Below are 22112 nucleotides of genomic sequence, written 5' to 3'. Positions count from 1 at the left end.
AAAGCCGTTCATAATGAACGGCTTTTTAGTTTACGCTTTCGTAAAGTTTACCTATGTGGATGAGATCGCTAATTAACCTTCATTTTCTTTAGTACTTTCTTTACTTTCTTGAGGGTTATCTTGAGCAAAACGCTCTTCCCAGAAATCAGCATTTTCTATCCCTAATTTCTTAGGGTTGAAGCTGAATTTTTTCACCCCTGCTTTTTGTTGTGCTTCATAATCTTTAAGCGCTTTAATAGCAGGTTTCGACATAAAGAAGATAATGATAATACCGATGATATTAAGCCATGCCATCATACCAACACCAATATCGCCCATGCCCCATGCTAAATCAGCCGCCTTAACCGTACCGTAAAAAGTAGCACTGATTAACATTATTTTTAATCCTAAATTTAACGCGGGTATCTTTAAGGTACGACGGATGTAATAGACATTGTTTTCAGCAATAAAGTAGTAAGCCAAAATAGTAGTAAAGGCGAAGAAGAATAAGGCAATCGCGACAAAGGGCTTACCTACGCCACTAAAAACACTTTCAACAGCAAGTTGAGTGTACGCAGGGCTATTAGCCGCAACGTCAGCAGCAACGTTTTGAATTAAGAATGCTTCGCCAGCGCCATGTACGTTATATGCACCTGTGATTAAAATCATAAACGCGGTAGCAGAACATACAAACAATGTGTCGATGTACACTGAGAATGCTTGTACTAAACCTTGTTGTGCAGGATGCTCAACTTCGGCAGCGGCAGCAGCATGTGGACCAGTACCTTGACCTGCTTCGTTTGAGTAAACACCACGTTTAACACCCCAACCTATAGCAGCACCAACACCCGCCATAGGGCTAAAAGCATCGTTGATAATCATCATAAATACACCCGGTAATTTATCGATACTTAAACCAATAATAACCAGTGAGACTAAAATATAAGCTAGCGCCATGAAAGGCACAACAACTTGGGTAAAGTTCGCAATACGCTTCACACCACCAAAGATGATAAAACCGAGTAATAATACAATACCTGTAGCGGTATATACTTTCACCATACTCAATGTACCTAGCGCAGTTTCAATGGTATCACCTTGACCAAAGACCATAGTAATAGCTTCACCAATACCATTTGATTGCACCATAGGTAGCATTAAACCACAGGCAAGAATAGTTGCGATGGCAAATATCCAGGCATACCACTTTTGTCCCATCGCTTTTTCTATATAGTAAGCTGGGCCACCACGGTAGAATCCATCATCTTCTTCTTTATAAATTTGCGCGTTGGTTGATTCAATGTAAGCCGTAGCTGCACCAAAGAAAGCAACAACCCACATCCAAAATACTGCACCTGGCCCACCAAAACCAATTGCGGTTGCAACCCCAGCGATATTACCGGTACCTACACGACCAGATAGTGACACTGAGAGTGATTGAAATGATGACAACCCTTTTTCTGAGCTTTTACCGGAAAGTAATAAACGCCACATTTCAGTAAAATGACGTACTTGCACACCACGTGTTAATACTGTGAAAAATAAACCTGCGCCTAAACACAAATAAATAAGCGCGGGGCTCCAAATGATACCGTTGATAGTATTGACTAATTCTTGCACGGTTAACTCCTCTGATTGTTATTATTTTATTGAATATTGTTATCTTTTACTGACTAAATATAATGACTAGACTCCCAAGTTATACTACCTAGTATTAGATAAAGAAAAGGCGAATTTTAATAAATTCGCCTATTACTTTAACCGTTTGTCACTTATTTACGTAAGTCATCTACCATATGGTAAACACCCGTTAAAAAGTCACGACCTAATAAACTACTACGCTCATCAGACCAACCTACACTGTAATCAGGTAATAAGTCATTATCTTTAAATGGCATTTCAATGGTATAAGCTAAACACTTAAATTGGTTACCAACCCAGTTAGTACCAACCGTAGGGTTAGCTTTACCTGGTTCATCTTTATCATAACCGCGTTCATCTTGAAATTCAGGTGTGATAGCAATCATCATTTCTTTAAATTTGTCTTCAAGTGCTTTATGACGAGCATCGTAATTCACCACACCTTCACAACCCGCTACGAAGTTAACCGGTAAAGCTTCATCGCCATGAACGTCAAGGAACATATCGACACCGACTTCAAGCATTTTTTCACGCACAAGAAATACTTCAGGACTACGTTCCATAGAAGGCTCTAACCATTCACGGTTTAAGTTAGCACCACAAGCATTAGTACGAAGATGGCCACGAGCACTGCCATCTGGATTCATATTAGGCACAACATAAAATACCGTTTTGTTTAATAAAGCACGGGCAACACCGTCATCTTCATCAAGTAAACGGTCTAACATACCTTCAACGAACCATTCAGCCATTGTTTCGCCAGGATGTTGGCGAGCAGTGATCCAAACATTACGTTTGCCTTCACCATCTTCACCAATTTTCAGTAACGTCATGTCACGACCGTCAAGTGTTTGGCCTAAAACCTGAACCTGACAATCAAGATGCATTTGTGCGTTATGAATCAAGTCTTGATGACGTTCATAGCTGTAAGGTGCAAAATAAGCGAAATATACAGAGTCGTATTCAGGCGTTAACGTAATAGTAAGCTTTTCACCATCATATTGCGTAGGTACACGGAACCAATGTTCACGATCGTAAGAAGCAACCGCTTGGTAATCTTCCCAACCTTCAACATAGGCTGCTTTACCTGCATTGTTTAGATGCATTACATGTTCTTGACGATCACCATTGGCGTTTAAATCAGTTTGCAATTTAAAGTGAAACCATTGGTAAAAATCAGATTGGTTATCTTTCTTTATTTCTAGTTGAATATTGCTTGCATCAGTTGCATCAATAACGCGGATGTTACCGCTATCAAAATTGTCAGTAATTTGCATAATAATTATTTCTTAGCTTGTTTGGCCTATCTACTTAGCATAGCGCCAATGAATAATTGAGTATTACAGTGTACACAAACAACTGGAAGATCACTATACAGAACAAATTAATTTTTTTTACAATGAACGCAAATAAAGACCTAACTCTGAAGAATATCCCATAGATTTACCAATAATCACATTTTCTTCATTTAAAACGTAATAACTGGGATATCCACTGATTTCAAAAGTTTGTTTAATCGCTTCATTACCTAACGCAATAGGAAAAGTTAATTGATGTTGGCTAGTGAATCCCATCACTTCTTCACTACTGGTAAAGTCCATGGCAATAGCAATCACATCAAGCTGTTCATTTTTTTGAAACACGGCTTGTAAATTACCGATACTGGCATGACAAACCTGACACCAAGGCGCAAAGAAATATAAAATGGTAGTCTTGCCTTGCGCGTTTAGTGAGATGGTTTCGCCCATCAAGGTGGGGACTTTATCTATATCTAATGCAGGCATTGTTATGTCAATTTCAGTCAACGACGTATTAGTCGATAACATACTTGTTTCTCGTAAAAAAGAAAGTAGCTGAAATGCGACCAGAAAGATAATAGCTTGAATAGCAAAACTGCGTAACAAGGGTAATTCCTAAAGTAAGTAATGATGTCTAGCTTAATAGACCTGACAACCCTTGATTATATTTTGTAAAAGTTCATCCTTGACCTAATTCTAATATCAAGGTGCAATTACCCGCATACAGTCTAAGTTAATCATTAAGATAACTGTCTACCTTTAATTGTTATTGTTTAATTTTAAAAAATTTTCTAATAACGCTGGAAACAATAAACGAAACACCAAAACCGACAACAAAGTAGAGTACAAGCGCCATGGTTGCTAGGTTAGATTCATACACCTGACCATTTTCAAGTAAACACTTGGCAGTTGCATAGTCAAAAGAGCCTCCTTGATCTAAGCAATCATCAACCATTAAAAAGGTATGCAGCGACCAAATAGCAAATAAACTGGTAAAAACACCGATGAGTGTTGGAAATAATGTACGATTCATATACTTTTCAAGTCCTAATATAGGGAGGTAAAACGTGTAGAATAACAGATAACACAAGGCGGAGGCGCACTTGCTTGACAAGTTACGCCAGTAAAGTTTGATTACGCTGAATAATGTTTATAAAGGCAGAAATACTGCTGTTATCACTTCTTTTCGTAGCTAGCTAGTATTGTTGCACTACCTACTGATTTAACAAAAAATTCCTCCTTAACAAGTAAATATTGAGGATCCGAGAAAAAGTTATCCATTTTTTCCTTGCTGATAAAGTTTAGGGTGAAAACTCGGTTTATATCGCAATGACTATCCGGCGTTAACGCTTGTGAAATTAACACGTCAGACACTTTAAAATCATAACAAAAATAGCCTTGGTAATCAGAAAGAATAGGTTTCATTGCTATCCTATATTTTTCATAAGTGTAATCATCGAGAACATGTAAACCAACTAATATTTCATATGACATATAAACTCCAAAATAGTCTGTAATAACGACACTTATAAGTACTCGTTATGGGTATAAGGTTGCAGGAAAAACCGATTTAACATCGAAGCTTATATAGTTGTGCACATTTTGGCACAGCTTTAAAGATTACTGCTTAGTGCTCTAGATTCACTTGATGTAATGTTTGCCATTCTTTGGCGATACAAAACCCAGCCATATCCTTTATTTTTTCTTCGGTAAATTGCTTCAATTCTTCATCCGTTTGCTCAAGATTAACAGGGAATTTACAAGGTTGGTTAACATACCAGGGCGTATCGGTGAATATTTCAAAACGATTACCCTCAGGGTCTCTAAAATAAATTGACCATGCAGATCCATGAGAAACCGTCTGAATACTAGTGTCTGCCGCTAATTTTAAAGCTGAATTAAAACCTCTTAAGTCTGAGATAGATTCCACTCTGAAAGAGATATGATCTACTGGGCTCTCAATTGAGCGATGTGATTGCTGAGGGTTTAATACAATTTGGTGATGCTCCTTAGGGTTTCGGCTTAAAAAAATCATACCATTTGGCCCTTGCCCTCGGTCAGTTACAACAAAGCCCAAATATTCAGTGTAGAATTTTTCCATCGAAATAACATCTTGTATATACAATTCAACATGGCTTAACAACATGTTTGAAAATTTATATTTATCTGCTGACATAATTACCCTAATATCCATATTCCCAATAAATCGTGTAATACCAATTTGATTAAATTTCTTCCCAACTCAGAGCTCTGCTCGATTTTCAATAACAAGGCAAATTTGTTTCGGTTTAGTCATTCTAAATCAAATAAACTTAACGATGTTAGTGAACATCGAGAAAGCTCCCAGAGGGCGAGTTTAAAAGGTTTACATGCTGCGTTATTGATTTTGATAAGGACGCTACATGGATGTAGCTTCTTAGAGAATGCAGGAGCATATTCTCCTGAGTAACCATTCTCTTCAATCAATGCCTTGCCTCTAAGCCTTTTAATTCTCGCTGAGTGGGAAAGAACTTAATCAACTTGGTATAACCTAATCGGTCTAATATCTCACCTTTACCGCCATTGAAAATTCACTTCAAATTACTTTGTTATAGTTCAAGACGAGTAACCCCCCAATAAGCATTGCTTTTGCACGTTATTTTCCAGCCCTTGCTAATTAAAGACTTTCTAATATATCTATTCATGTATCCGTGGCCAAACAATACTAGCTGTTGTTGATTTTGTGCTATTTCAATTAACTTAACCGCGGCTAAGTCTGCTCGGTGCTTAGCTTGGTTAAAAGACTCAAATGAACCTTTAAGACCAAACATCCAGAGAATTCTTGATAAATAGACCCAATGCCAAGCTTTTAATTGCAATGGCAGCTTATACCTAGGTATTTCCATTTCTCGATAAATTCTATCTATCTCATCAGGACACTTTTCTGAGTAAATATTGGCTGAGTGTATAGCCCGATTTAAGTCACTTGAGAGCGAATAAAAAGAGGTATAGCGCTTGCTGATAAACTTAGGACGACTGTTGCTGGCGACGTGAGATGCGTTGTATCGTCTAATCCAATTTGCATATTGTGCAGCATTAACCTTAGGATTATTTGCTGATGTTGGTTTCCCATGTCGAATTAATATTATTTCCATTTAATACCTAGCTCACCAGTAACGGCCTTGTTAAAAGAGAAGCTATCATCTGACTGCCCGCGTAAATTTATCTGCTCGATGTTAGCTGTTATACCCTACCAATAAACAAAAAAAAAGCACTAAGTAATAACTGAGTGCTTCCTTTAAATGTATCTGTTCGTACTTTAAAACGTATACTTAGCTTAATTACTTACCAATTATACGCGTATTAGCGTTAGCTGCCATAAAAGCAAATACCGCATAGGTTGCCACGTTTTGACGTAATTTTTCAGGATCTATTTTATCTAACGTATCATCAGCAGTGTGATGATAGTCAAAATAGTCAGTACCGTCTTGCGATAAACCAAACGCAGGGATGTTAAACGGACGAAATGGTATTAAATCGGGACCACCACGGGCTGAATTTTTATTTGTGTACTCAACATCTAACGATTTTAGCATCGCGGCAATTTCACTAACCAAAGGTAAGGCACTGGCATGAACGTTAGAGTCAAATGCCCATATTTTATCAGCGCCAAAGTCTGATTCTGCTGCGGCAACAATATTTACTATGCTTTTTTCGTTCGCTTTAACATAGGCTTTAGCACCCCATAAACCAAATTCCTCGGCAGCAAATAATACTACGCGAATACTGCGTTTTGGATTACCGTAATTAGTAGCAAGTTTAGCTGCGGCCATGGTAATGGCAACACCTGCGCCATCATCTAAGGCACCCGTACCTAAATCCCACGAATCTAAATGGCCACCAATAAGTACGTGCTCTTTAGGGAATTCGCTGCCAGTAAATTCAGCAATGACATTGTAAGAAGTCCCCTCACCCATTGATTTTGCTTGCACGTTAATATTAATAGTTACCGGCTTTCCTAAGGCAACTAAACGATGTAATTGATCCGCATCAGCATTTGAAATTGCTGTAGACACAATTTTAGTAACACCTTCTTTATAGTGGCTACCACCCGTGTGTGCAAAGCGATGATAAGCAGTACTGACTGAACGCATCACATAACCTACCGCACCTTTTTGCGAAGCGACAACAGCACCACGACTTCGAGCCTGAACAGCTGGTCCATAACCATTACCATCACGGTCTCGGTCCATACGATAATTTATAAAAACTATTTTTCCTTTAGCCGAATTTTCAGGTGAATTTTCTAATTCAGCCAAGTCCTTAAATTCAATTATTTGCGCTTGTATACCGTCTTTAGGGGTACTGATACTATTACCTAAAGCGGTTATATGCATCGCTTGAGGTGCGGGGCTAACAATTGCAGCCGATTCAGAATAACGAATCCATTTTGGAAAAGTAGCTGGCTCTGTCCATACCTTATCAAAACCCATCGCTTTAAACTTAGCTACTGCCCATGAAACCGCTGCTTTGTCTCCTGGCGTACCAGGCATTCTAGGTCCAACTTCCGTTGTTAATGATTCAACCAGTTCCCAAGCTAAATCGCTTTCAAGTGCTTGCTGTTTTATACTCGCAGCATGCGTTAATTGTTGCGCTGAAAAGTTATCTGATTTCGCATGAGCGTAGGTGATATTAACGCTTAGTGAAGCAAAAACAAATCCTGATATTAAAGAAGTAAAACGTTTATTCATAGAGCAAAGCCTACCGATATTTAAGTAAATGGTGTTCAACTATTTTATGTGAAATATTAACTGTGTTTAGTGTTTAGTGCTTTTTCTTTTTCATGCCAACGACATCACGTGCTATAGCAAGTAATTCTGGTGAAATATCATCAGCACCACTTTTGATTAACTTACTAACATCACCCGAAGAAAATAGTGAACCACGTTCAGATTTTATGCCCAATGATCTAACATAATCTTTTGTTTTACCCGTGCTAGCAGTATCTATATATTTAAAAATTATTTGTTCATTAAAACCTTGTGGCTCTTGCTTCAAGGTATGAATTGTCTCGCTAAGTTTTTTAATTTCTGCTTCTAGGGTTGTAATTAAATCGGCAATATCTGTATATGGGTTCATGGCGTTATTTGGCTCTTATAGGATTAACTGATGATGCAAAAGTGCACCCTGATTAACGGCTATTGTACAGTGAATAAAACAGAGTAAGTAGTTTAGCTTTACTCTGTTGTGGTTTTATTGAAAACAAAAAAGTTGTCATTAAGGAAAGCAATGTGGACAGCATTGGTGTTACTGTTGAAATATGCACATTAAGCGGACATTGAAGAAAAATTACATCTTCTCTGCTCGCTCTTCTATACATTCATCAGAACCCATTTCAAATATTCGACAAACCCAAGGTCTATTCTCATAAATAGAACACATTAAGGTATCTCGGTCTAATGCTGAACACCAACCATCGTCAAACCGCAACATAGTTTCTTTACCATGTTTATCAACATAAACATGCCGATCAGGCACTCCTGTATCGGTAAGAAGCATAACTTCTAAACTACAGCAGCAGGCTTCACAGTTTGAACAGGTGACTTCGTTAACAGGTAAGTTTTTTACTTTAATGGACATAAATAACAACAAAAAATTTAATGGCGGCTAGCATACGCTAAATAGGGATTTTTCTCGAGTTCATCGTGCACTAATGTCGTATTAAATCATTAAAAAGTTTACAGCACAGTAAAAGAAAAGGTTAACTTACAGTCAATGTACTTGAGCATACGGTTAACTATTGCAGGAATATCAACGAGCCCTTTGTGTGCATCAGAACTTATTGACACAAATATATCACATGCTTCAACCTCAACCCTTTGACGTACGTAGTAGTCATTGATGCCTTCAAGCGTTTGTTTTGTTAACGGTACATAAGCAATATAACGATTACTTTCTGGGTCTGCGTTATGGGTAGCCCCTAGAATCTCTCGGACTAAGGAATAGGCCTGGAATTTATCTAAACTAAGAAATCGGAAGCTTATTTCAGCTTCAATTGTTGAATTGTTCACTTTATGCCTCTAGCTTTGTTCAAGTTCATTAAACTGTTCTAGCCACTCGCTAAAAGAATCTGAAACTTTATTCATAGTGCATAAACCATGATTATAAAACCAAACAGGTACATCTACTTGCTTATTTTCACAATCAGCAAGTTTGAAACAGAACATGTTGCCTTTACAGTCAGAGGCAAATAAAACATGCCCTTTAGGCATACCACTCATTTCATAAAGCTTTGATAGTGTAAAGACATCATCTAGGCTTAAAAAATCTTGAACTTCTGAAATTTCGACATTTAAATCGCATATTTTAGTTAATACGTTGGGTGTATGAACCAAACCATAGGTAGCGATTAAGTATTTATATGAGTCGGGTAAATAAGCATTAAATTTTGTTTCAAGCTCCGTTATATCTTCATTATCTATCGGGACCATGGCTTGTTTAGTCGCCCAATTTTCTACAAATAAATCAATACTCTTCACTTAAAAATACTCCAAAACGACGAATACCCTTGTTAAGGGCAGATCATGTTTACTAAAATTGATGAAAGATAACATACAGTTGATTGTATGTTATTTATTTTAATTTTTTCTTGCGGTATATTACGCCAAACAAGCTTGCGCTACCAATAGTGAATAACCATGACGAATGCTTGCCTTGAAAGATAACAGTTAAGTAAAAATCCCTACCTCCATTATGCTGTCGAGGGTATAAGACTGACAGCCATTTTAAAATACCAAATCCCTGATTTATTAAATTCAGTGCCCTGGCTTTGCATACCAAACTTTTGATAAAATCCGACTGCCGTTGTTCGAGCATCACACCAACAATCTTCGGTACCGCTATTTATCAGTTCACTCAAAATATGGGTAATAAGTTTTGAACCTATACCTCGCCCTTGAAACGCTACTAACGTGGCAAATTTTCTTAACCGAGCAACACTATCTTCAATATATATCGAGGCAACGCTGACTAATTTATCATCTAGGTAAACACCATAGTGTTTTGCTATGTCATCTCCTTTAACCTGACAAAAAAGCAAAGACTTATTTGGCCACAATACTTCATGTCGTATGGGTAATGCTTCATCCCAACTTATTTTTCTGATATCCATTAATTCCTCAGTAAACCTGACGTTTCACTTAGATTATACTTGTGCCTACTATCGCAATACAAGATACAGCTTGTCGTCTCTTTTAAACGCCATACAAAACTACTGCTTACTTGTTTGGTACTACAGCAACTATCTCAATTTCAAGAAAGTGCCCTTTCTCATATAGCCTACTTACTTGAACAATCGATGAACTTGGATATTTATCTTTATTAAAGAATGTTTTTCTTAACTTAGTATGGGCTTTCATTCCCTCAATATCGGTTGTATATATCACTTGTTTGACAATAGCATCGCTGTCTACGCCGTAATCTTTTAGTATTTTATTGATATTTGCGTTTATTTCTTTAATTTGTTCCGCAAAGGTAGCCTTATCACTGGCTATTCCTGAGATATAAATTGTATTACCTGCGCTGACTACTTGAGAGTAACCATAATCATTCTCCCAAGCATAATAGTTCTTACGCTCTATTGTTGGAGCAGACGTGCAAGCCGACACTAAAAGTGTTCCAGCGACAATCAAGGCGGTTTTCAAATTTGAAATCATTGGTAAACTCTATAATTGAAGAAAGTATTACGACCGGTAATTGGCTAAGTAAAAATTTGTATCATTGGAACTAAGGTGAAATCAAGCAACTTTACTTTAAGATTTAAAGTGTTGTATGTGCCGTTCATCAATTAAAGCAATTTGAGCATAAAATATTTACACCCAGTTTTAGGATAATTCTCTTGGATCCATTGTATTTTATAGCCCTGTTTTTCATAGAAAGGCATCGCTTGGAAATTAAGCGTATCTAACAGGCACTTTATGCAACCTCGTTGTTTAGCGGCAAATTCAATTTCTTTTAAAATTTTGCTGCCAATATTTTGCCCACGTAGTTCATCTGAAACCCACAATGTATTTATTAATAACCAGTCACCGAAAGTACGACCTGCAGCCCCAGCTATAATCTCACCATTGTCATTTTTAATTTGAACGGCCAATGGAGTTCGTTCACTCACCTCCCAATTAGCCCAGTTAAATTCTGCAATTTTTTCATCCAGATACTCGATCAGTTGTTGTTCTGGATTTTGTATAACCTCAATATTCATTAATACTCCAATTTATCGGTTACTGCTGAGTTTTCATTAAGCAGGTCAATATAGTTGGCTGAAATGTTAAAGAATGGAACCTAGCCAACTAAATTGGATCCTGTTTAATGAGTTTGTTATGTTTTTGAATGACTACCGTCACAAAGGGGTTGCTTAGACGTTTCTTTACAGCCACAAAAGAATACTTTTTTGGACTCCGGCGCTTTATATATTACCGGGGTGAAATCCGTTCCACTATGTGAACCGTCACAAAGCGGCTGTTTTTTACTTTTACCACAAGCACACCAAAAATAATTTTTTCCTTCTACTACATCCATACTATAGGGTGTATCTGACGCTCTTATCGCTTTGTTCATAATACGCATCCTTACTTTGATAAAAATATAGCCCTGATAAGGGCAGTAATAGCATTGGCTAACATATTGACTAGCATGGAAATAGCCAACGATATTTCATGCCATTTTAACAAGGTCTTATAATATTTTCTTTGTCATTCAACCGGTAGAAATTGTCCAATAGAATAAACAATTAAACAAAGACTAGACCACTTTATTACCTATTGATGCACCCTAATGAAATAGTAAATAAAATAACAGCTTTCATAATGAAGATATCGATATTTTTATAACCGTATTTTGGTTGATTTACTTTGAAAATTGATAACGTTTGTAGAGTAAATATGAGCCCGTGGTTAGTAAGCAAAGAACTGAAGTTTTTACTACTGAATCAACTTAAAATCCCCTACTAACTCATTTTTCAGTTATGCACTGAATATAAAAAGTGATATATAGCAGATACTTATGAGCTTTTTTTGTTTCTTGTGTGCCACACATTACATATCAACAATGCAACTAGCCCGCTTAAATAAGTTGCGGTTAAAGGAATTAATGTGGGTTGATATGCCTGTGCATAATCTTCTGGGTAAGTTGAGTTCCCGGCTAAGAACCAAGCAGAAACAGCACCAACAATAAACCAAACTAGTGACATTGTTTTTTTATGGCTAGGTGCAGTGATATAACCCGATAGCACCACAAAAAAAGCAGCGCTAGCACCAATAAATGGTTTTTTCCAAACGCCAAAAAAATCAGCGAGTAATCCCGCACCTATGGCTGAGACTAAAAATGCAATGATGACAATCACACATGACAAAGTAAAACCTTTAACTTGATGCATACTCGACCTATTAATAAATAACGCCCTGTTAAAAGACTAAATATATGCCCTTAGAATAAGCGAGGAATGGCTAAAAGCCAATGTTATTTTGACCGTTTTTAAGCATCTAGGTACGACTACCTTCTGAAACGATAACAGGTAAATCCATACAGCCATAATCAACACCATACTGACTTAATACACAGGTTAATTGCCCTCGATGATGGGCTTGGTGATTAAATAGATGTTGTGTTACGTCGGCTACAGCCTTAGTTACCGAATCACCTTCTGTCGTTGTATAGGCAATAAATTTATCACAATCGGCTTCAGATAAATTTAAACAGTATTGTATTATTAGTTCGTCAACCTGCCCTCTTAAAACGGCAAGTTCTGACAATTTACTGCAATAAATATCTTTGGGTGATTGAGGTGTTGGGAATGTTGATAAATCTTGTGGTGTCAGGTTAGCTATTTCATTTAACGCTAATCGTCCGACTAAAATCAAATCCCCGAAAAGAATATGATTCCAATAATTAATAATATTAGGAAAAAAAGAATGCGTCTCTTTTTCAAGAAGATCAATCGAAAGCGCCAGACAACTATCCATTAACTGAACATTTATCCGTTGATTATAGAGAGCCATCATCCTGAAGTTTTTTGTCAAACTCAACTTATTCTCCTTACTACAAACGCCACGTTCGCAAAAAAACATTGTGAGTTACATGTTAAATGAACAAATTAACTTAAAGTTCCAGTGGCGAAATTTAAGTGTATATCAAGAAGTTTTTACAAACCAATAACGGGTTATTCCGAGTAAAAAGAACGCTGACAGGCACTTAAATTAGGTTATTGGGTAAATTCTCTTATCCGAAGTTCAGGTTATTAAGCAAGATTCGTCAGCTATTACCCCTGATTAATAACTTCTTCTCTTTCTTTTTTGTATTCTTCATATGACTTTGTCTCATGCTTCATACATTCGTCGTATTCATGAGCAGGTAGTTTCCTACACTCATTATCATTATACTTTGGCTGAGTCGATTCATATAACTCTTGATTGCTACAACCAGAAAAGGTGATTAACACTAAGGAAAAAAACACTATTTTTAAAACAACTATTAATTGAGTATTCATGTCTATCCATTTAAAGAGTTGGCGTTAAAAGAGAGTTATTGCATGATTTGTTCATTAAACAGCAATGATGTGATGAACAAAATAGGCGTAACAATACTGATCGCTTATGAGTTTGACTATATCGATTTTATCTTTAGGTTTGGTTTAGGAATATAATCTAAAGATAAAAATTTAGTTGGCTAAAATTGTGAAGGAGCCGAATACAACCAACTGCGTTTTGTCTGTACCATTAACTTGTATCGATACTTATTGTTTCTTATTCAGCATCGTTATCGTTGATAGGTTGATCGTCCTGCGGCTGACTTTCATCTACACCCGATTTTTTCAAGCGTTTCTCTTCTTTCTTTTTCTTTTTTGCTATTTCTTTCTGGCGTTTTTCGAAAGAGTAATTTTGCTTAGCCACTTGTATTCTCCTCTAGACAACTTAAATATAGAAGCCTTTATAATACGCTATTTTACAAAGGATTGCGCCCTTCATCGCAACAACAATGTAGATCTTTAGGGGAGAAAGGGTAACAAAATAATATGGAGTCTTTCATCAAAGACATAAAGCCAAGTTATGCTGTCTATAATATCGACTTGATTGAGAAATAAAACAACGAATGTTGCTTCAAATTTTAATATTCGCTGTTTTATACACGGTACTCATACAAATTACTTTGTGAGCCATATATCTCTATTTTTCCTTGCAAACTAAAACCTACTTTTTTCAATAAGCTATTAGAGCCTACATTGTCTGGTAAGGTAACAGCTAAAATCGTATTTAGGGAATTAACAGCCAGCCCTTCTTTTAGTACAGAACAAGCGGCTTCATTTGCATAACCTTTACCCCAAAATTCAGGTAAAAAAGCAAAACCTAAATCTGGAACATCTAATTCTTCTCTTTTCAGTAAACCGCACATACCGATAGGTGTTTCTGTCCCTTTTAACAAGACTAAACTCAGACCACACTCATAATGTTGATAACTCGATATTGGACCGTTAGTCAGGTAATTGATAGCGTCAGTCCTAGTTCGAACGTTTTTATCGGCTATGTAACGGATAAATGATTCTTCATTTAACAATCGAACGATAAACTCAGCATCATTAAGGTTAAAGTGCCTGATTGTTAATCTCTTTGTTTCACCAACTACTTTCACTTAAATTTCCTTCTGCTTAGTAACGGCTATGTGCACTATAGCCAGATAAGCTAGCTAGCACACGGGGATATCCCCACATTTTCATCATGCATAACAGCAACTCTAGCAAGATGTATAAGCAGACATTGTGAACCAATATAAAGTGACCAATTTACATATTTAGCAGTAGGAAAAAAACCTTCCCCATTATTCCCGTATATCCAAAATTGACCGATAACACCATCAGCAACTGTGGCTAACACAAGTCCACTCGCTACTAAACATACACCAAATATTGCGGTAGATTTACGCAATGCGACCAACAACACTAGCCCACTGACACCGACAAGTGTGATGAGAATGGCATAGATACCGGTCACAATTGTTACATGAGTGCCTGTACCTGTTAGGTGCATAGAAATAAATGACCCGGCCCCTATCAAGGCTCCTATAACGAATGTAATAAAGAGCATTTTCGGTTTGAAGCCATTAGTCAAAGCAATACAACAAGCTACCACTAAAAATAAAAAATAGCCTGGACCAAAAAACATGACCGAATCCGCAAGATAATCATGTTTTATAACACCGCCATATCGATAATAAGTAAGCGGCAAATTAAAATTAACTACATCACCACAGACACACATAGCCAAAGAAACAACCGTTATCCAGGCTAAAAATCGGTGTGATGCTGATGTGGAGTGACGATAAACCCAGTTTTTTATCGCATAACTATTAACCAAAAGAGCCACAAGGACAGTCACTTCAACAGACAAGATAACTAATCGTTCTTTTCCTGTCACAGACCAAAAGCCCCAGAGTCCACCTACAGATTCTATCGTGGCAACAAGCCAAATAATGAGTGAAGTAACAAGGTACCTGTCTTTGAATATCATCTAAAAGTCACAAAGTAGCATCGATATCTACATTGTTTACCTCATTGTTTTTTAGCATTAAAACAATGAGGTAAACAATATTTAGTGGCGGTGTAAGGCATAATAAAACACCTATAAATGTCGCAATTTTAGGGCTAGACGTTTTACGCTTACCTAAGTAATAACTCAAGCCTCCAACAATGAACATAGAGTAGAAAACTAGTTCACCAATAAAGGTCATATTGATATCCATTTACATTAATCCTTTTGCATAATTTTCATTTAAGTGGCTGTTTATAGTTTACTGATACTGAAAAGCGAACGACGTTAACGGCGACTTGCCACCCGAAAAATCATCAAACGGTTCAGATAAAGTTTTTTAATTTGGGCTTTTTAATCTTTTAGTTAGCACTTCAATGTAACCTAGCTAGCCATCAATGTTAACTATTTATCGCCCATTTTTGTAACGTATTCAGGCATATTTATAAGTATAAATTAACTTGTACGTTTACCAACTTCGCAAAAAGGCAGAAAACCATTACAATGCTATGATTTAAAATCTTAATACAGGCTATTTCATTGAAACTCAGTAAAAGATTACAACATATTGAGCAAATGGTAACATCAGATTATACCCACATATGGGATTGTTGCTGTGACCACGGTTTTTTGGGAGCCAGTTTATTGTCTCGACAAGCAGCACAAACTATACATTTTGTTGATATTGTTCCTGAGCTCATTACAACGATAGAAAACAAACTTCAGCAGTTTTACTTAAACTCTTTATCAGATTGGAAAACGCACTGTATTGATGTAGCAAAGTTACCTTTAAAAGAATATGAGGGAACACACTTAATCATCATTGCTGGCATTGGTGGTGATTTAATGAACCAATTTATAAATGATATTCACCGAAAACATCCTAACTTAACTATAGATTTTCTGCTATGCCCTGTTAACAATCAATTTACAGTACGTCAAAAACTGATAGCGCTTAATGTTAGTTTGAAAAATGAAGTGTTAATTGAGGATAATCGACGTTTCTATGAAATAATTTTAGTGTCATCTACAAGCGATACAGATAGAAAGGTGAGTGATGTAGGAGATGATATCTGGCAATCAAATACCACTACAAAAGCAAACATAGTTAAACGATATTTAGAAAAAACCCTCAATCACTATAGTCGTGTTCAACAAGGAAGTACTGACTGTGTTGATCACATCATTAGTGCTTATCGAAATAAAGTCTAACGTGAAAATACCGACTACATAATGGTTGGCTATAATAACTCAATGTTAGCCAACCATTATTTTTCCGTTTAATATACGTTTAGTGAACGCTTAATATTCGGATTAAAACCTGATCTTTCTGGTTTATTTAACCAGTGTCGGATCAGGAAATTTCCAGCTGCCATCAATAACAGAGTCTTTCGGCTGATACATACGCACGATGTAGTTCCAGCCATCTGTAATTGGCATACAATTAATACGACCGTCATCACAACCACCAAAATGTACGGTAGCTCCACCCTCTTTGTTCGGCTTTGCCGTTAAGTTGTTAAGTGAGTTAACGCCTAAATTGTTCTTTTCCATAAAGCCCTTAGCGTTGTATACCGTGATGGACGCAAACCCGTCAACCGGTACATCTTTAACCGTCAGGCTATAGTTGCTTTTACCATCATTTTTTTCAGGCACTACATTGACATAAATAGCATCTTGCTTAGGGTTTCCGCCCCAGCCCATTGCAGTTCCCATTAAGTGATGAATAGGGTTAAGTTTTGATTTGTCACCCAACATTCCTGAAGTATCACTTAAGGTCGCGGCTAACACATTAATCGCATCTCTCACTTTTGTTAGAGATACTTCATCCCATTCTGGAATATCAAGTGAACCAGCTTTTGCTTGCTTTACCTGTATCTGATCTTGGATCGCGTTTGCCAATTTTATATCATTAGCATCGTTGGCATTAACTAGCGTGCGAAATACCACGGTTAGATAACGTGTGCCAATTTCTTCTTGAGTAAACGTATACGATCCCTCTTTATAAATAGCCGCAGGAATAGAATGGTCTTGGCTAATTAACATCAATGATTGCCAACGGTCAGTTTTTGGTTTGGTGATAGTGACTGGCGTTGTTAAATCAAAAATTCCAATAGAATAAAGAGTGTCTTGATTCATGCGAATAACATCTTGTTTATCTAATGGGGTTGGTTGACGTATATGAAACATCTTACCAAATCCCCCTGCTGCTTGGTAACGCTTCATTGTCATGTCAGTCTCAGCACGGACAAAGTTATCGACTGTTACTTTCTCGTTGGCCCATACATTTGTAGCTGAACTTAAAGCACCCGCTACTAGAGCGCATATCACTACATTTTTAACTGTCATTATTGTTACCTTATTTAGTTTTTGTATTTATCTTTAGTTATTTTATTTAAGTTGAAAACGCAATATAAATTGAATGGAATGCGCCAATGGTAAACATATACCAGCAGAAACAACAGTGCAATCAATTACCTTGTTTAATTTTAGCCATTAAATTGGTCAAATTTTAATGCTAACTCTGATGCGATTTTATTTTGTCCTTTAATTCTTAATACTTCGATTATGCATTCAATGGTGCAAAGTCCACCTTTAGGTTGATTGCCCCTAAGTTTGTATGTCGAAGCATTTTGAGTTTTCAACGTGAATTGAGGAGCCTTTTTTAAATAAGGACTCAGGTTAAAAATCTTTTGTGATTCCTGCCATGTACCATCAATAATAATAATATTTTCATATTCTTCAATTATTGTCGTTGATGATTCGCCCTTGGAATATAATAATAACGCCTCATTATTTTCTATTAAGCTAGTTAGCGCTTTATTAGGCTTAACTCGCTCCCAAAGTATACGTTCTACAATGTTATTAGAATCGTCTAACGCAAGAGAGCCAGTATTGGTTGCTCTATGTAATTCACGCTCATGTGTCAGTAAAAATATTTTCATTTCGTTATCTATTGTTCCGCTTTAAATTCGGCAGTGCGACACCTATTATTATTTATTATACCTACTAACCGTCCACTCTAGGCATACTTAAAACCTGTAAGCCTCTCACTTTGGTTCAAAGCCAATTCACCCAAAACTAAAGTGCCTGTTGTAATAACAATATGTTCCATAACTCCTCAAAAACTTCGATGTATTTACCAGCCTTATTAAAAGCCTAAGAAACAACAACAACAACAACAACAACAGCCAAATGCTATTTATCCGTTTGAACGCCTTATTAACAGGCCGAATTCATATATTAAGGCTTGTCGTCACCATCAAGTTTTTCTAATAGTTCACGCAAAGCAGGTCTGACAACGCTTAGTATCAGAACTATGATTACTAATGCTCCCATAATTATTTTTACTCATTTGATAAAATATGGCTTATCCGTCAGTGGAGTATTAGGTGCGTTGGCATACTCATAAATCTTGGCTTCTAAGACGTCACAAGCCTCACTGGCATTTGCCATTTGTCTGACATCAGGATAATCGATGACTATACCAATTCTTGCTAGAGCTAATCTTGCTTGGTCCATTTCTTCATCATTTACTAGAATCATTTGGCTATCTAAACGAGTGACATAAGAAATATTTGAGGCTTCAAGCGCATCAATTATTTTGATTTCATCCACTAATTTAATGTCTTGTATCAAAGGACGCTTTTCGTGCTCATTTGCCCAAGAAATTACAACAATTGCTAAAGCCAAACAGAATGTCAGAACAATAACGAGTAGGATCTGTTTAATTTGTTCTTTTGATATTGAAATGCTTATCTGCGTTATGATGAACTTAAACATGAGAATCTGATTAATTTCCCTGAGTGTTTAAGCACAGACCTTAATAACAGACATGACGAGCTTATTAGTTATGAAGAAAGCGCTTAATTGAGGGCCATTTTTATTACGCTTTTATTTTCAAATGTGTCAATAGTGACCGATCCCCCACCATATACCTTATAGAGTTACTTCCTATCTAGCATTAAAATAGTTTAACTTACCTTTTACGCGTGTTAGCTCCCATGCCTTAAATTGAACATCCTTCATCTAAAATTTTATCCATAATTGATTAACACATAACGCCTACTTAAACGGAAAAGATAGTTGGCTAAAATAAGCGACGCAGGAGTAAAAACCAACTATTAAAAGTCCTGCTTGAATGGCTTATTAGCACTATTATTGTTCAATTAACCCTACTAATTGGCTCTTTGTTAATGAACCACTTTTTCTAATTGCCTCATCGCCATTTTTAAAGATTATGACTGTGGGCAAACCTCTTACTGCGTATAACTTACTGAGTGTTGAGTTTAATGAAACATCGACTTTAACTACAGCCACCTTCCCCTCATATTCTTGCGCTAACTTGCTTATAGTCTTATCCATTAGCAAGCAAGGCCCACACCACTCAGCCCAAAAATCTACTAAAACCGTATCTTGTTCAGAAACTATTTTTTTAAGTTCATCTTCAGTAGTGATATTGATTGGGTCTCCTAAAGCTAATTCTTTTTTATTAAGCTTTTTGGATATGGCAGATATAGGCCACTTACCTATTGCTATAAAATTAGTAATGATCAAGGCTAAAAGCAGTACTATCCATCCTAATACCTTAACCGGAAATAAGAAGGTTGAAGAGTTTTCAATGAAATCTTCTATGTTGTTTAATTTTCCTGTTATTTGATTGCCTAGACTCAACTGAAATTCCTTATACTGCTAACGCCCAAATATCAGGCTAAGTAATGGTTGGCTAAAATTGTGTAGCGAAGCGAAACGTAGCCAACTGTTACGTGTCCTTGTTGATTTTCTTGTTAGCCTGTTTCTCAAAATACTCTTTAAAAGATAGTATTTCTTTATCACAATATTTCATAGTGAGTGCAAATAGTTTTTTTGATGCGTTACTTGAATCATTTCCCATTGTATTTTCGATAACACTAGGAAGTAGAACTAATGACTTTGCATCCCAATCTTCTGGATCTTCGATGCTGTTATTTGGAATTTTGTCATCGAGACAATTTAATAAATTAAAGTTTACGTCGATCCCTTCTTTGATTTCATCACATACACCAGAGAATGAAATCAAAGCAACAAGCAAAAAGGTAAATAATTTCATAGAATCCTCAATTCAGGCTAACGCCCACTTAAGGGGCAAAATAGAGTTGGCTAAAATTGTGTAGCGAAGCGAAACGTAGCCAACTGTTACGTGTTCTGTTGATTTACTTGCTATATTTTAGCAACTTAATTGATATTCTGACCAGTGTAAAGTATTGCCTATTAGAACTACACTACCCGATACAATAAAGCTTAGAGGACCTATAAGTGCCAATGCAACAACACATCCTCCAAAGTCGCCATCATCACACATTTCCATGTCTTCCATTTCGGTCACTTTCAAAGTTAACTTGTTAGTGAAAGGTTCCCGTTTACAATAAGGCTGTTTAGTTGCTATTGATGGTTGATATGCACAACCTGTAATACATAAAGAAATTAAAGAACCAATTAATACTTGTTTGAAACTCATACAATCAACATCCATGTAAAATATAACGCCCTGTTAACCGGCAATAATATAGTTGGCTAAAATTAGTGAACGGAGTGAACAAAAAGCCAACTGCATTTTGTCCTTGTTTAACAACTTGTTAGGTGTGTTTTTCGATCGCCACATAAGCAATGATAGACCCATAACCCATCAGCATCGCAGTTACTGCAATTAAGGTTAAAAGTTTTTGTCTAAGGTTTTTTCTTTGAATTATCTCAACATATAGATTAATAGCATCCACAAAGGCGATAACACCAAATATTGGCACAAATAAGAAAGCTGCAATCAACGGCGCAAACCCTGGTCCAAAATGGCTTGCATTCTCCACGCATGAAGGCAATGTAATAACATACATAGCCATAACTACTCTAAGCCATAAACCCCAATAAATACCTTTTTTATTCTTTAAGTGCGGCAAGTTGTTGCTATCGTCTTCCATATACACCTAACGCCCCAATAAGGGGCTGCTAATAGTTTGCTAAAATAAGCGACGCAGGAGCAAAGGCCAACTGTTATTTGTCCTGCTTTAACGTGTTGTTAGCATTACTTTACTCTACAGTACCGTCAATCTCTTGAGCTAATATGTAGCCATAAATGTAACTTGAAAAGAGCCAAGGTATCATCAACCAACCAGAATGTACTTCAAAAAATTGACTTGATATTGCTAGTAATACGCCAGAACTAAAAGAAATAATAAAATAATCATTATATCTAGGCAGCCCTTCTTTAAATATTTTGAAAGTGGGATCAAACTTGTAAAGTAAAATTGCTATAACAATCACGATTGTGCCATATAACACTTGGCCTTTGCTGAATATGATTGGAGGAAGATATAGGCATGCTCCAGTGTACATCCATAACTTTACAGCACTTCTTTTCCCACCTACCTGATTTACTTTATTAGCTAATTCTATAGCTCTTTTGTCCATGGTTTCTTGAGTTGCAGTGATTTCTTTTTCTCTGTTTGCAAGCTCAATCAGTAATAACGGATAATTGGGTGAAGTAAGAGAAATATTTTCTTTTACATCGAATAATTCATCAGTAGTGTATTTTGAATAATCAACTAAACTCATATGCCTCCCTGTAATGCTAACGCCGCAATAAGCGGAAAATTACTGTTAGCTG

At 36.6% G+C, this 22112-nt stretch carries 32 protein-coding genes; 1 reads left to right on the top strand and 31 read right to left on the bottom strand.

Features of this window, described 5'->3' with window-relative positions:
- Positions 1–72: 72 nt before the first annotated feature.
- From CXF71_RS11760 to CXF71_RS11655, 23 genes are all read right to left on the bottom strand, one after another.
- Complete coding sequence (locus CXF71_RS11760) at positions 73–1599, bottom strand: alanine/glycine:cation symporter family protein (protein ID WP_101233148.1); 1527 nt, start codon at positions 1597–1599, stop codon at positions 73–75.
- Between the two features lie 152 nt (positions 1600–1751).
- Positions 1752–2897, bottom strand: a complete 1146-nt coding sequence (locus tag CXF71_RS11755) for a M14 family metallopeptidase (protein ID WP_101233147.1) — start codon at positions 2895–2897, stop codon at positions 1752–1754.
- A 117-nt stretch (positions 2898–3014) separates the two neighbouring features.
- Positions 3015–3524, bottom strand: coding sequence for a TlpA family protein disulfide reductase (locus CXF71_RS11750; protein WP_232771457.1), 510 nt, complete (start codon positions 3522–3524; stop codon positions 3015–3017).
- A 160-nt stretch (positions 3525–3684) separates the two neighbouring features.
- Positions 3685–3951, bottom strand: a complete 267-nt coding sequence (locus tag CXF71_RS11745; protein ID WP_101233146.1) for a hypothetical protein — start codon at positions 3949–3951, stop codon at positions 3685–3687.
- Between the two features lie 143 nt (positions 3952–4094).
- Positions 4095–4412, bottom strand: a complete 318-nt coding sequence (locus CXF71_RS11740; protein WP_101233145.1) for a DUF1330 domain-containing protein — start codon at positions 4410–4412, stop codon at positions 4095–4097.
- 133 nt (positions 4413–4545) lie between these two features.
- Positions 4546–5094, bottom strand: coding sequence for a VOC family protein (locus CXF71_RS11735; protein WP_101233144.1), 549 nt, complete (start codon positions 5092–5094; stop codon positions 4546–4548).
- 412 nt (positions 5095–5506) lie between these two features.
- Positions 5507–6052: a histidine phosphatase family protein gene (locus tag CXF71_RS11730; protein WP_101233143.1), complete on the bottom strand. Its 546-nt coding sequence runs from the start codon at positions 6050–6052 to the stop codon at positions 5507–5509.
- A gap of 186 nt (positions 6053–6238) precedes the next feature.
- Positions 6239–7648: a M28 family peptidase gene (locus tag CXF71_RS11725; protein WP_101233142.1), complete on the bottom strand. Its 1410-nt coding sequence runs from the start codon at positions 7646–7648 to the stop codon at positions 6239–6241.
- 73 nt (positions 7649–7721) lie between these two features.
- The gene (locus tag CXF71_RS11720; RefSeq protein ID WP_101233141.1) at positions 7722–8036 is read right to left on the bottom strand and encodes a hypothetical protein; all 315 of its coding nucleotides are present in this window, start codon (positions 8034–8036) and stop codon (positions 7722–7724) included.
- Positions 8037–8246: 210 nt separating this feature from the next.
- Entirely contained in the window at positions 8247–8537 is a 291-nt protein-coding gene (locus CXF71_RS11715) for a YkgJ family cysteine cluster protein (RefSeq protein WP_101233140.1), read from the bottom strand.
- A gap of 98 nt (positions 8538–8635) precedes the next feature.
- The gene (locus tag CXF71_RS11710) at positions 8636–8968 is read right to left on the bottom strand and encodes a hypothetical protein (RefSeq protein ID WP_101233139.1); all 333 of its coding nucleotides are present in this window, start codon (positions 8966–8968) and stop codon (positions 8636–8638) included.
- Between the two features lie 9 nt (positions 8969–8977).
- Entirely contained in the window at positions 8978–9436 is a 459-nt protein-coding gene (locus CXF71_RS11705) for an SMI1/KNR4 family protein (protein ID WP_101233138.1), read from the bottom strand.
- Between the two features lie 212 nt (positions 9437–9648).
- Positions 9649–10068: a GNAT family N-acetyltransferase gene (locus CXF71_RS11700; RefSeq protein ID WP_101233137.1), complete on the bottom strand. Its 420-nt coding sequence runs from the start codon at positions 10066–10068 to the stop codon at positions 9649–9651.
- Between the two features lie 106 nt (positions 10069–10174).
- The gene (locus CXF71_RS11695; protein ID WP_101233136.1) at positions 10175–10612 is read right to left on the bottom strand and encodes a RidA family protein; all 438 of its coding nucleotides are present in this window, start codon (positions 10610–10612) and stop codon (positions 10175–10177) included.
- A gap of 131 nt (positions 10613–10743) precedes the next feature.
- Positions 10744–11157, bottom strand: coding sequence for a GNAT family N-acetyltransferase (locus tag CXF71_RS11690; RefSeq protein ID WP_101233135.1), 414 nt, complete (start codon positions 11155–11157; stop codon positions 10744–10746).
- A 116-nt stretch (positions 11158–11273) separates the two neighbouring features.
- Positions 11274–11513, bottom strand: a complete 240-nt coding sequence (locus CXF71_RS11685; RefSeq protein WP_101233134.1) for a CDGSH iron-sulfur domain-containing protein — start codon at positions 11511–11513, stop codon at positions 11274–11276.
- 442 nt (positions 11514–11955) lie between these two features.
- The gene (locus CXF71_RS11680) at positions 11956–12330 is read right to left on the bottom strand and encodes a hypothetical protein (RefSeq protein ID WP_101233133.1); all 375 of its coding nucleotides are present in this window, start codon (positions 12328–12330) and stop codon (positions 11956–11958) included.
- Between the two features lie 106 nt (positions 12331–12436).
- The gene (locus CXF71_RS11675; protein WP_101233132.1) at positions 12437–12979 is read right to left on the bottom strand and encodes a DinB family protein; all 543 of its coding nucleotides are present in this window, start codon (positions 12977–12979) and stop codon (positions 12437–12439) included.
- Between the two features lie 233 nt (positions 12980–13212).
- Complete coding sequence (locus CXF71_RS11670; protein ID WP_101233131.1) at positions 13213–13440, bottom strand: hypothetical protein; 228 nt, start codon at positions 13438–13440, stop codon at positions 13213–13215.
- Between the two features lie 256 nt (positions 13441–13696).
- A complete protein-coding gene (locus tag CXF71_RS21530) occupies positions 13697–13843 on the bottom strand; it encodes a hypothetical protein (RefSeq protein WP_198559876.1) in 147 nt (48 codons plus the stop codon).
- Between the two features lie 229 nt (positions 13844–14072).
- Positions 14073–14579: a GNAT family N-acetyltransferase gene (locus CXF71_RS11665; RefSeq protein WP_101233130.1), complete on the bottom strand. Its 507-nt coding sequence runs from the start codon at positions 14577–14579 to the stop codon at positions 14073–14075.
- Between the two features lie 50 nt (positions 14580–14629).
- Entirely contained in the window at positions 14630–15310 is a 681-nt protein-coding gene (locus CXF71_RS11660) for a hypothetical protein (protein ID WP_157826749.1), read from the bottom strand.
- A gap of 151 nt (positions 15311–15461) precedes the next feature.
- Complete coding sequence (locus tag CXF71_RS11655) at positions 15462–15686, bottom strand: hypothetical protein (protein WP_101233128.1); 225 nt, start codon at positions 15684–15686, stop codon at positions 15462–15464.
- Positions 15687–16012: 326 nt separating this feature from the next.
- Between CXF71_RS11655 and CXF71_RS11650 the strand changes: the two genes are divergently transcribed.
- On the top strand, positions 16013–16684 hold the full coding sequence (locus CXF71_RS11650; protein WP_232771456.1) for a tRNA (adenine(22)-N(1))-methyltransferase: 672 nt from the start codon (positions 16013–16015) through the stop codon (positions 16682–16684).
- A 123-nt stretch (positions 16685–16807) separates the two neighbouring features.
- Here the strand turns inward: CXF71_RS11650 and CXF71_RS11645 are convergent, their stop codons facing one another.
- The 8 genes from CXF71_RS11645 to CXF71_RS11610 form a co-directional block, all read right to left on the bottom strand.
- Positions 16808–17821: a DUF1214 domain-containing protein gene (locus CXF71_RS11645; RefSeq protein ID WP_101233127.1), complete on the bottom strand. Its 1014-nt coding sequence runs from the start codon at positions 17819–17821 to the stop codon at positions 16808–16810.
- Positions 17822–17961: 140 nt separating this feature from the next.
- Positions 17962–18417, bottom strand: coding sequence for a tRNA-uridine aminocarboxypropyltransferase (locus tag CXF71_RS11640; RefSeq protein WP_101233126.1), 456 nt, complete (start codon positions 18415–18417; stop codon positions 17962–17964).
- A 406-nt stretch (positions 18418–18823) separates the two neighbouring features.
- The gene (locus tag CXF71_RS11635; RefSeq protein ID WP_101233125.1) at positions 18824–19255 is read right to left on the bottom strand and encodes a hypothetical protein; all 432 of its coding nucleotides are present in this window, start codon (positions 19253–19255) and stop codon (positions 18824–18826) included.
- A gap of 375 nt (positions 19256–19630) precedes the next feature.
- Positions 19631–20146 carry a thioredoxin family protein gene (locus CXF71_RS11630; RefSeq protein WP_101233124.1) on the bottom strand — a complete coding sequence of 172 codons (516 nt, stop codon included), beginning with the start codon at positions 20144–20146 and terminating at the stop codon, positions 19631–19633.
- Positions 20147–20234: 88 nt separating this feature from the next.
- The gene (locus tag CXF71_RS11625; RefSeq protein WP_101233123.1) at positions 20235–20561 is read right to left on the bottom strand and encodes a hypothetical protein; all 327 of its coding nucleotides are present in this window, start codon (positions 20559–20561) and stop codon (positions 20235–20237) included.
- A 117-nt stretch (positions 20562–20678) separates the two neighbouring features.
- Entirely contained in the window at positions 20679–20969 is a 291-nt protein-coding gene (locus tag CXF71_RS11620) for a hypothetical protein (RefSeq protein WP_157826748.1), read from the bottom strand.
- 118 nt (positions 20970–21087) lie between these two features.
- Positions 21088–21426 (bottom strand): hypothetical protein, encoded by a 339-nt coding sequence (locus tag CXF71_RS11615; protein ID WP_101233121.1) that lies wholly within the window; start codon positions 21424–21426, stop codon positions 21088–21090.
- A 109-nt stretch (positions 21427–21535) separates the two neighbouring features.
- On the bottom strand, positions 21536–22060 hold the full coding sequence (locus CXF71_RS11610) for a hypothetical protein (protein WP_101233120.1): 525 nt from the start codon (positions 22058–22060) through the stop codon (positions 21536–21538).
- Positions 22061–22112: the final 52 nt, after the last annotated feature.

Source organism: Colwellia sp. 12G3, from assembly GCF_002836775.1.
In the GTDB taxonomy this organism is placed as follows: Bacteria; Pseudomonadota; Gammaproteobacteria; order Enterobacterales; family Alteromonadaceae; genus Colwellia.
This window is presented reverse-complemented; position numbering and strand designations above follow the sequence as displayed.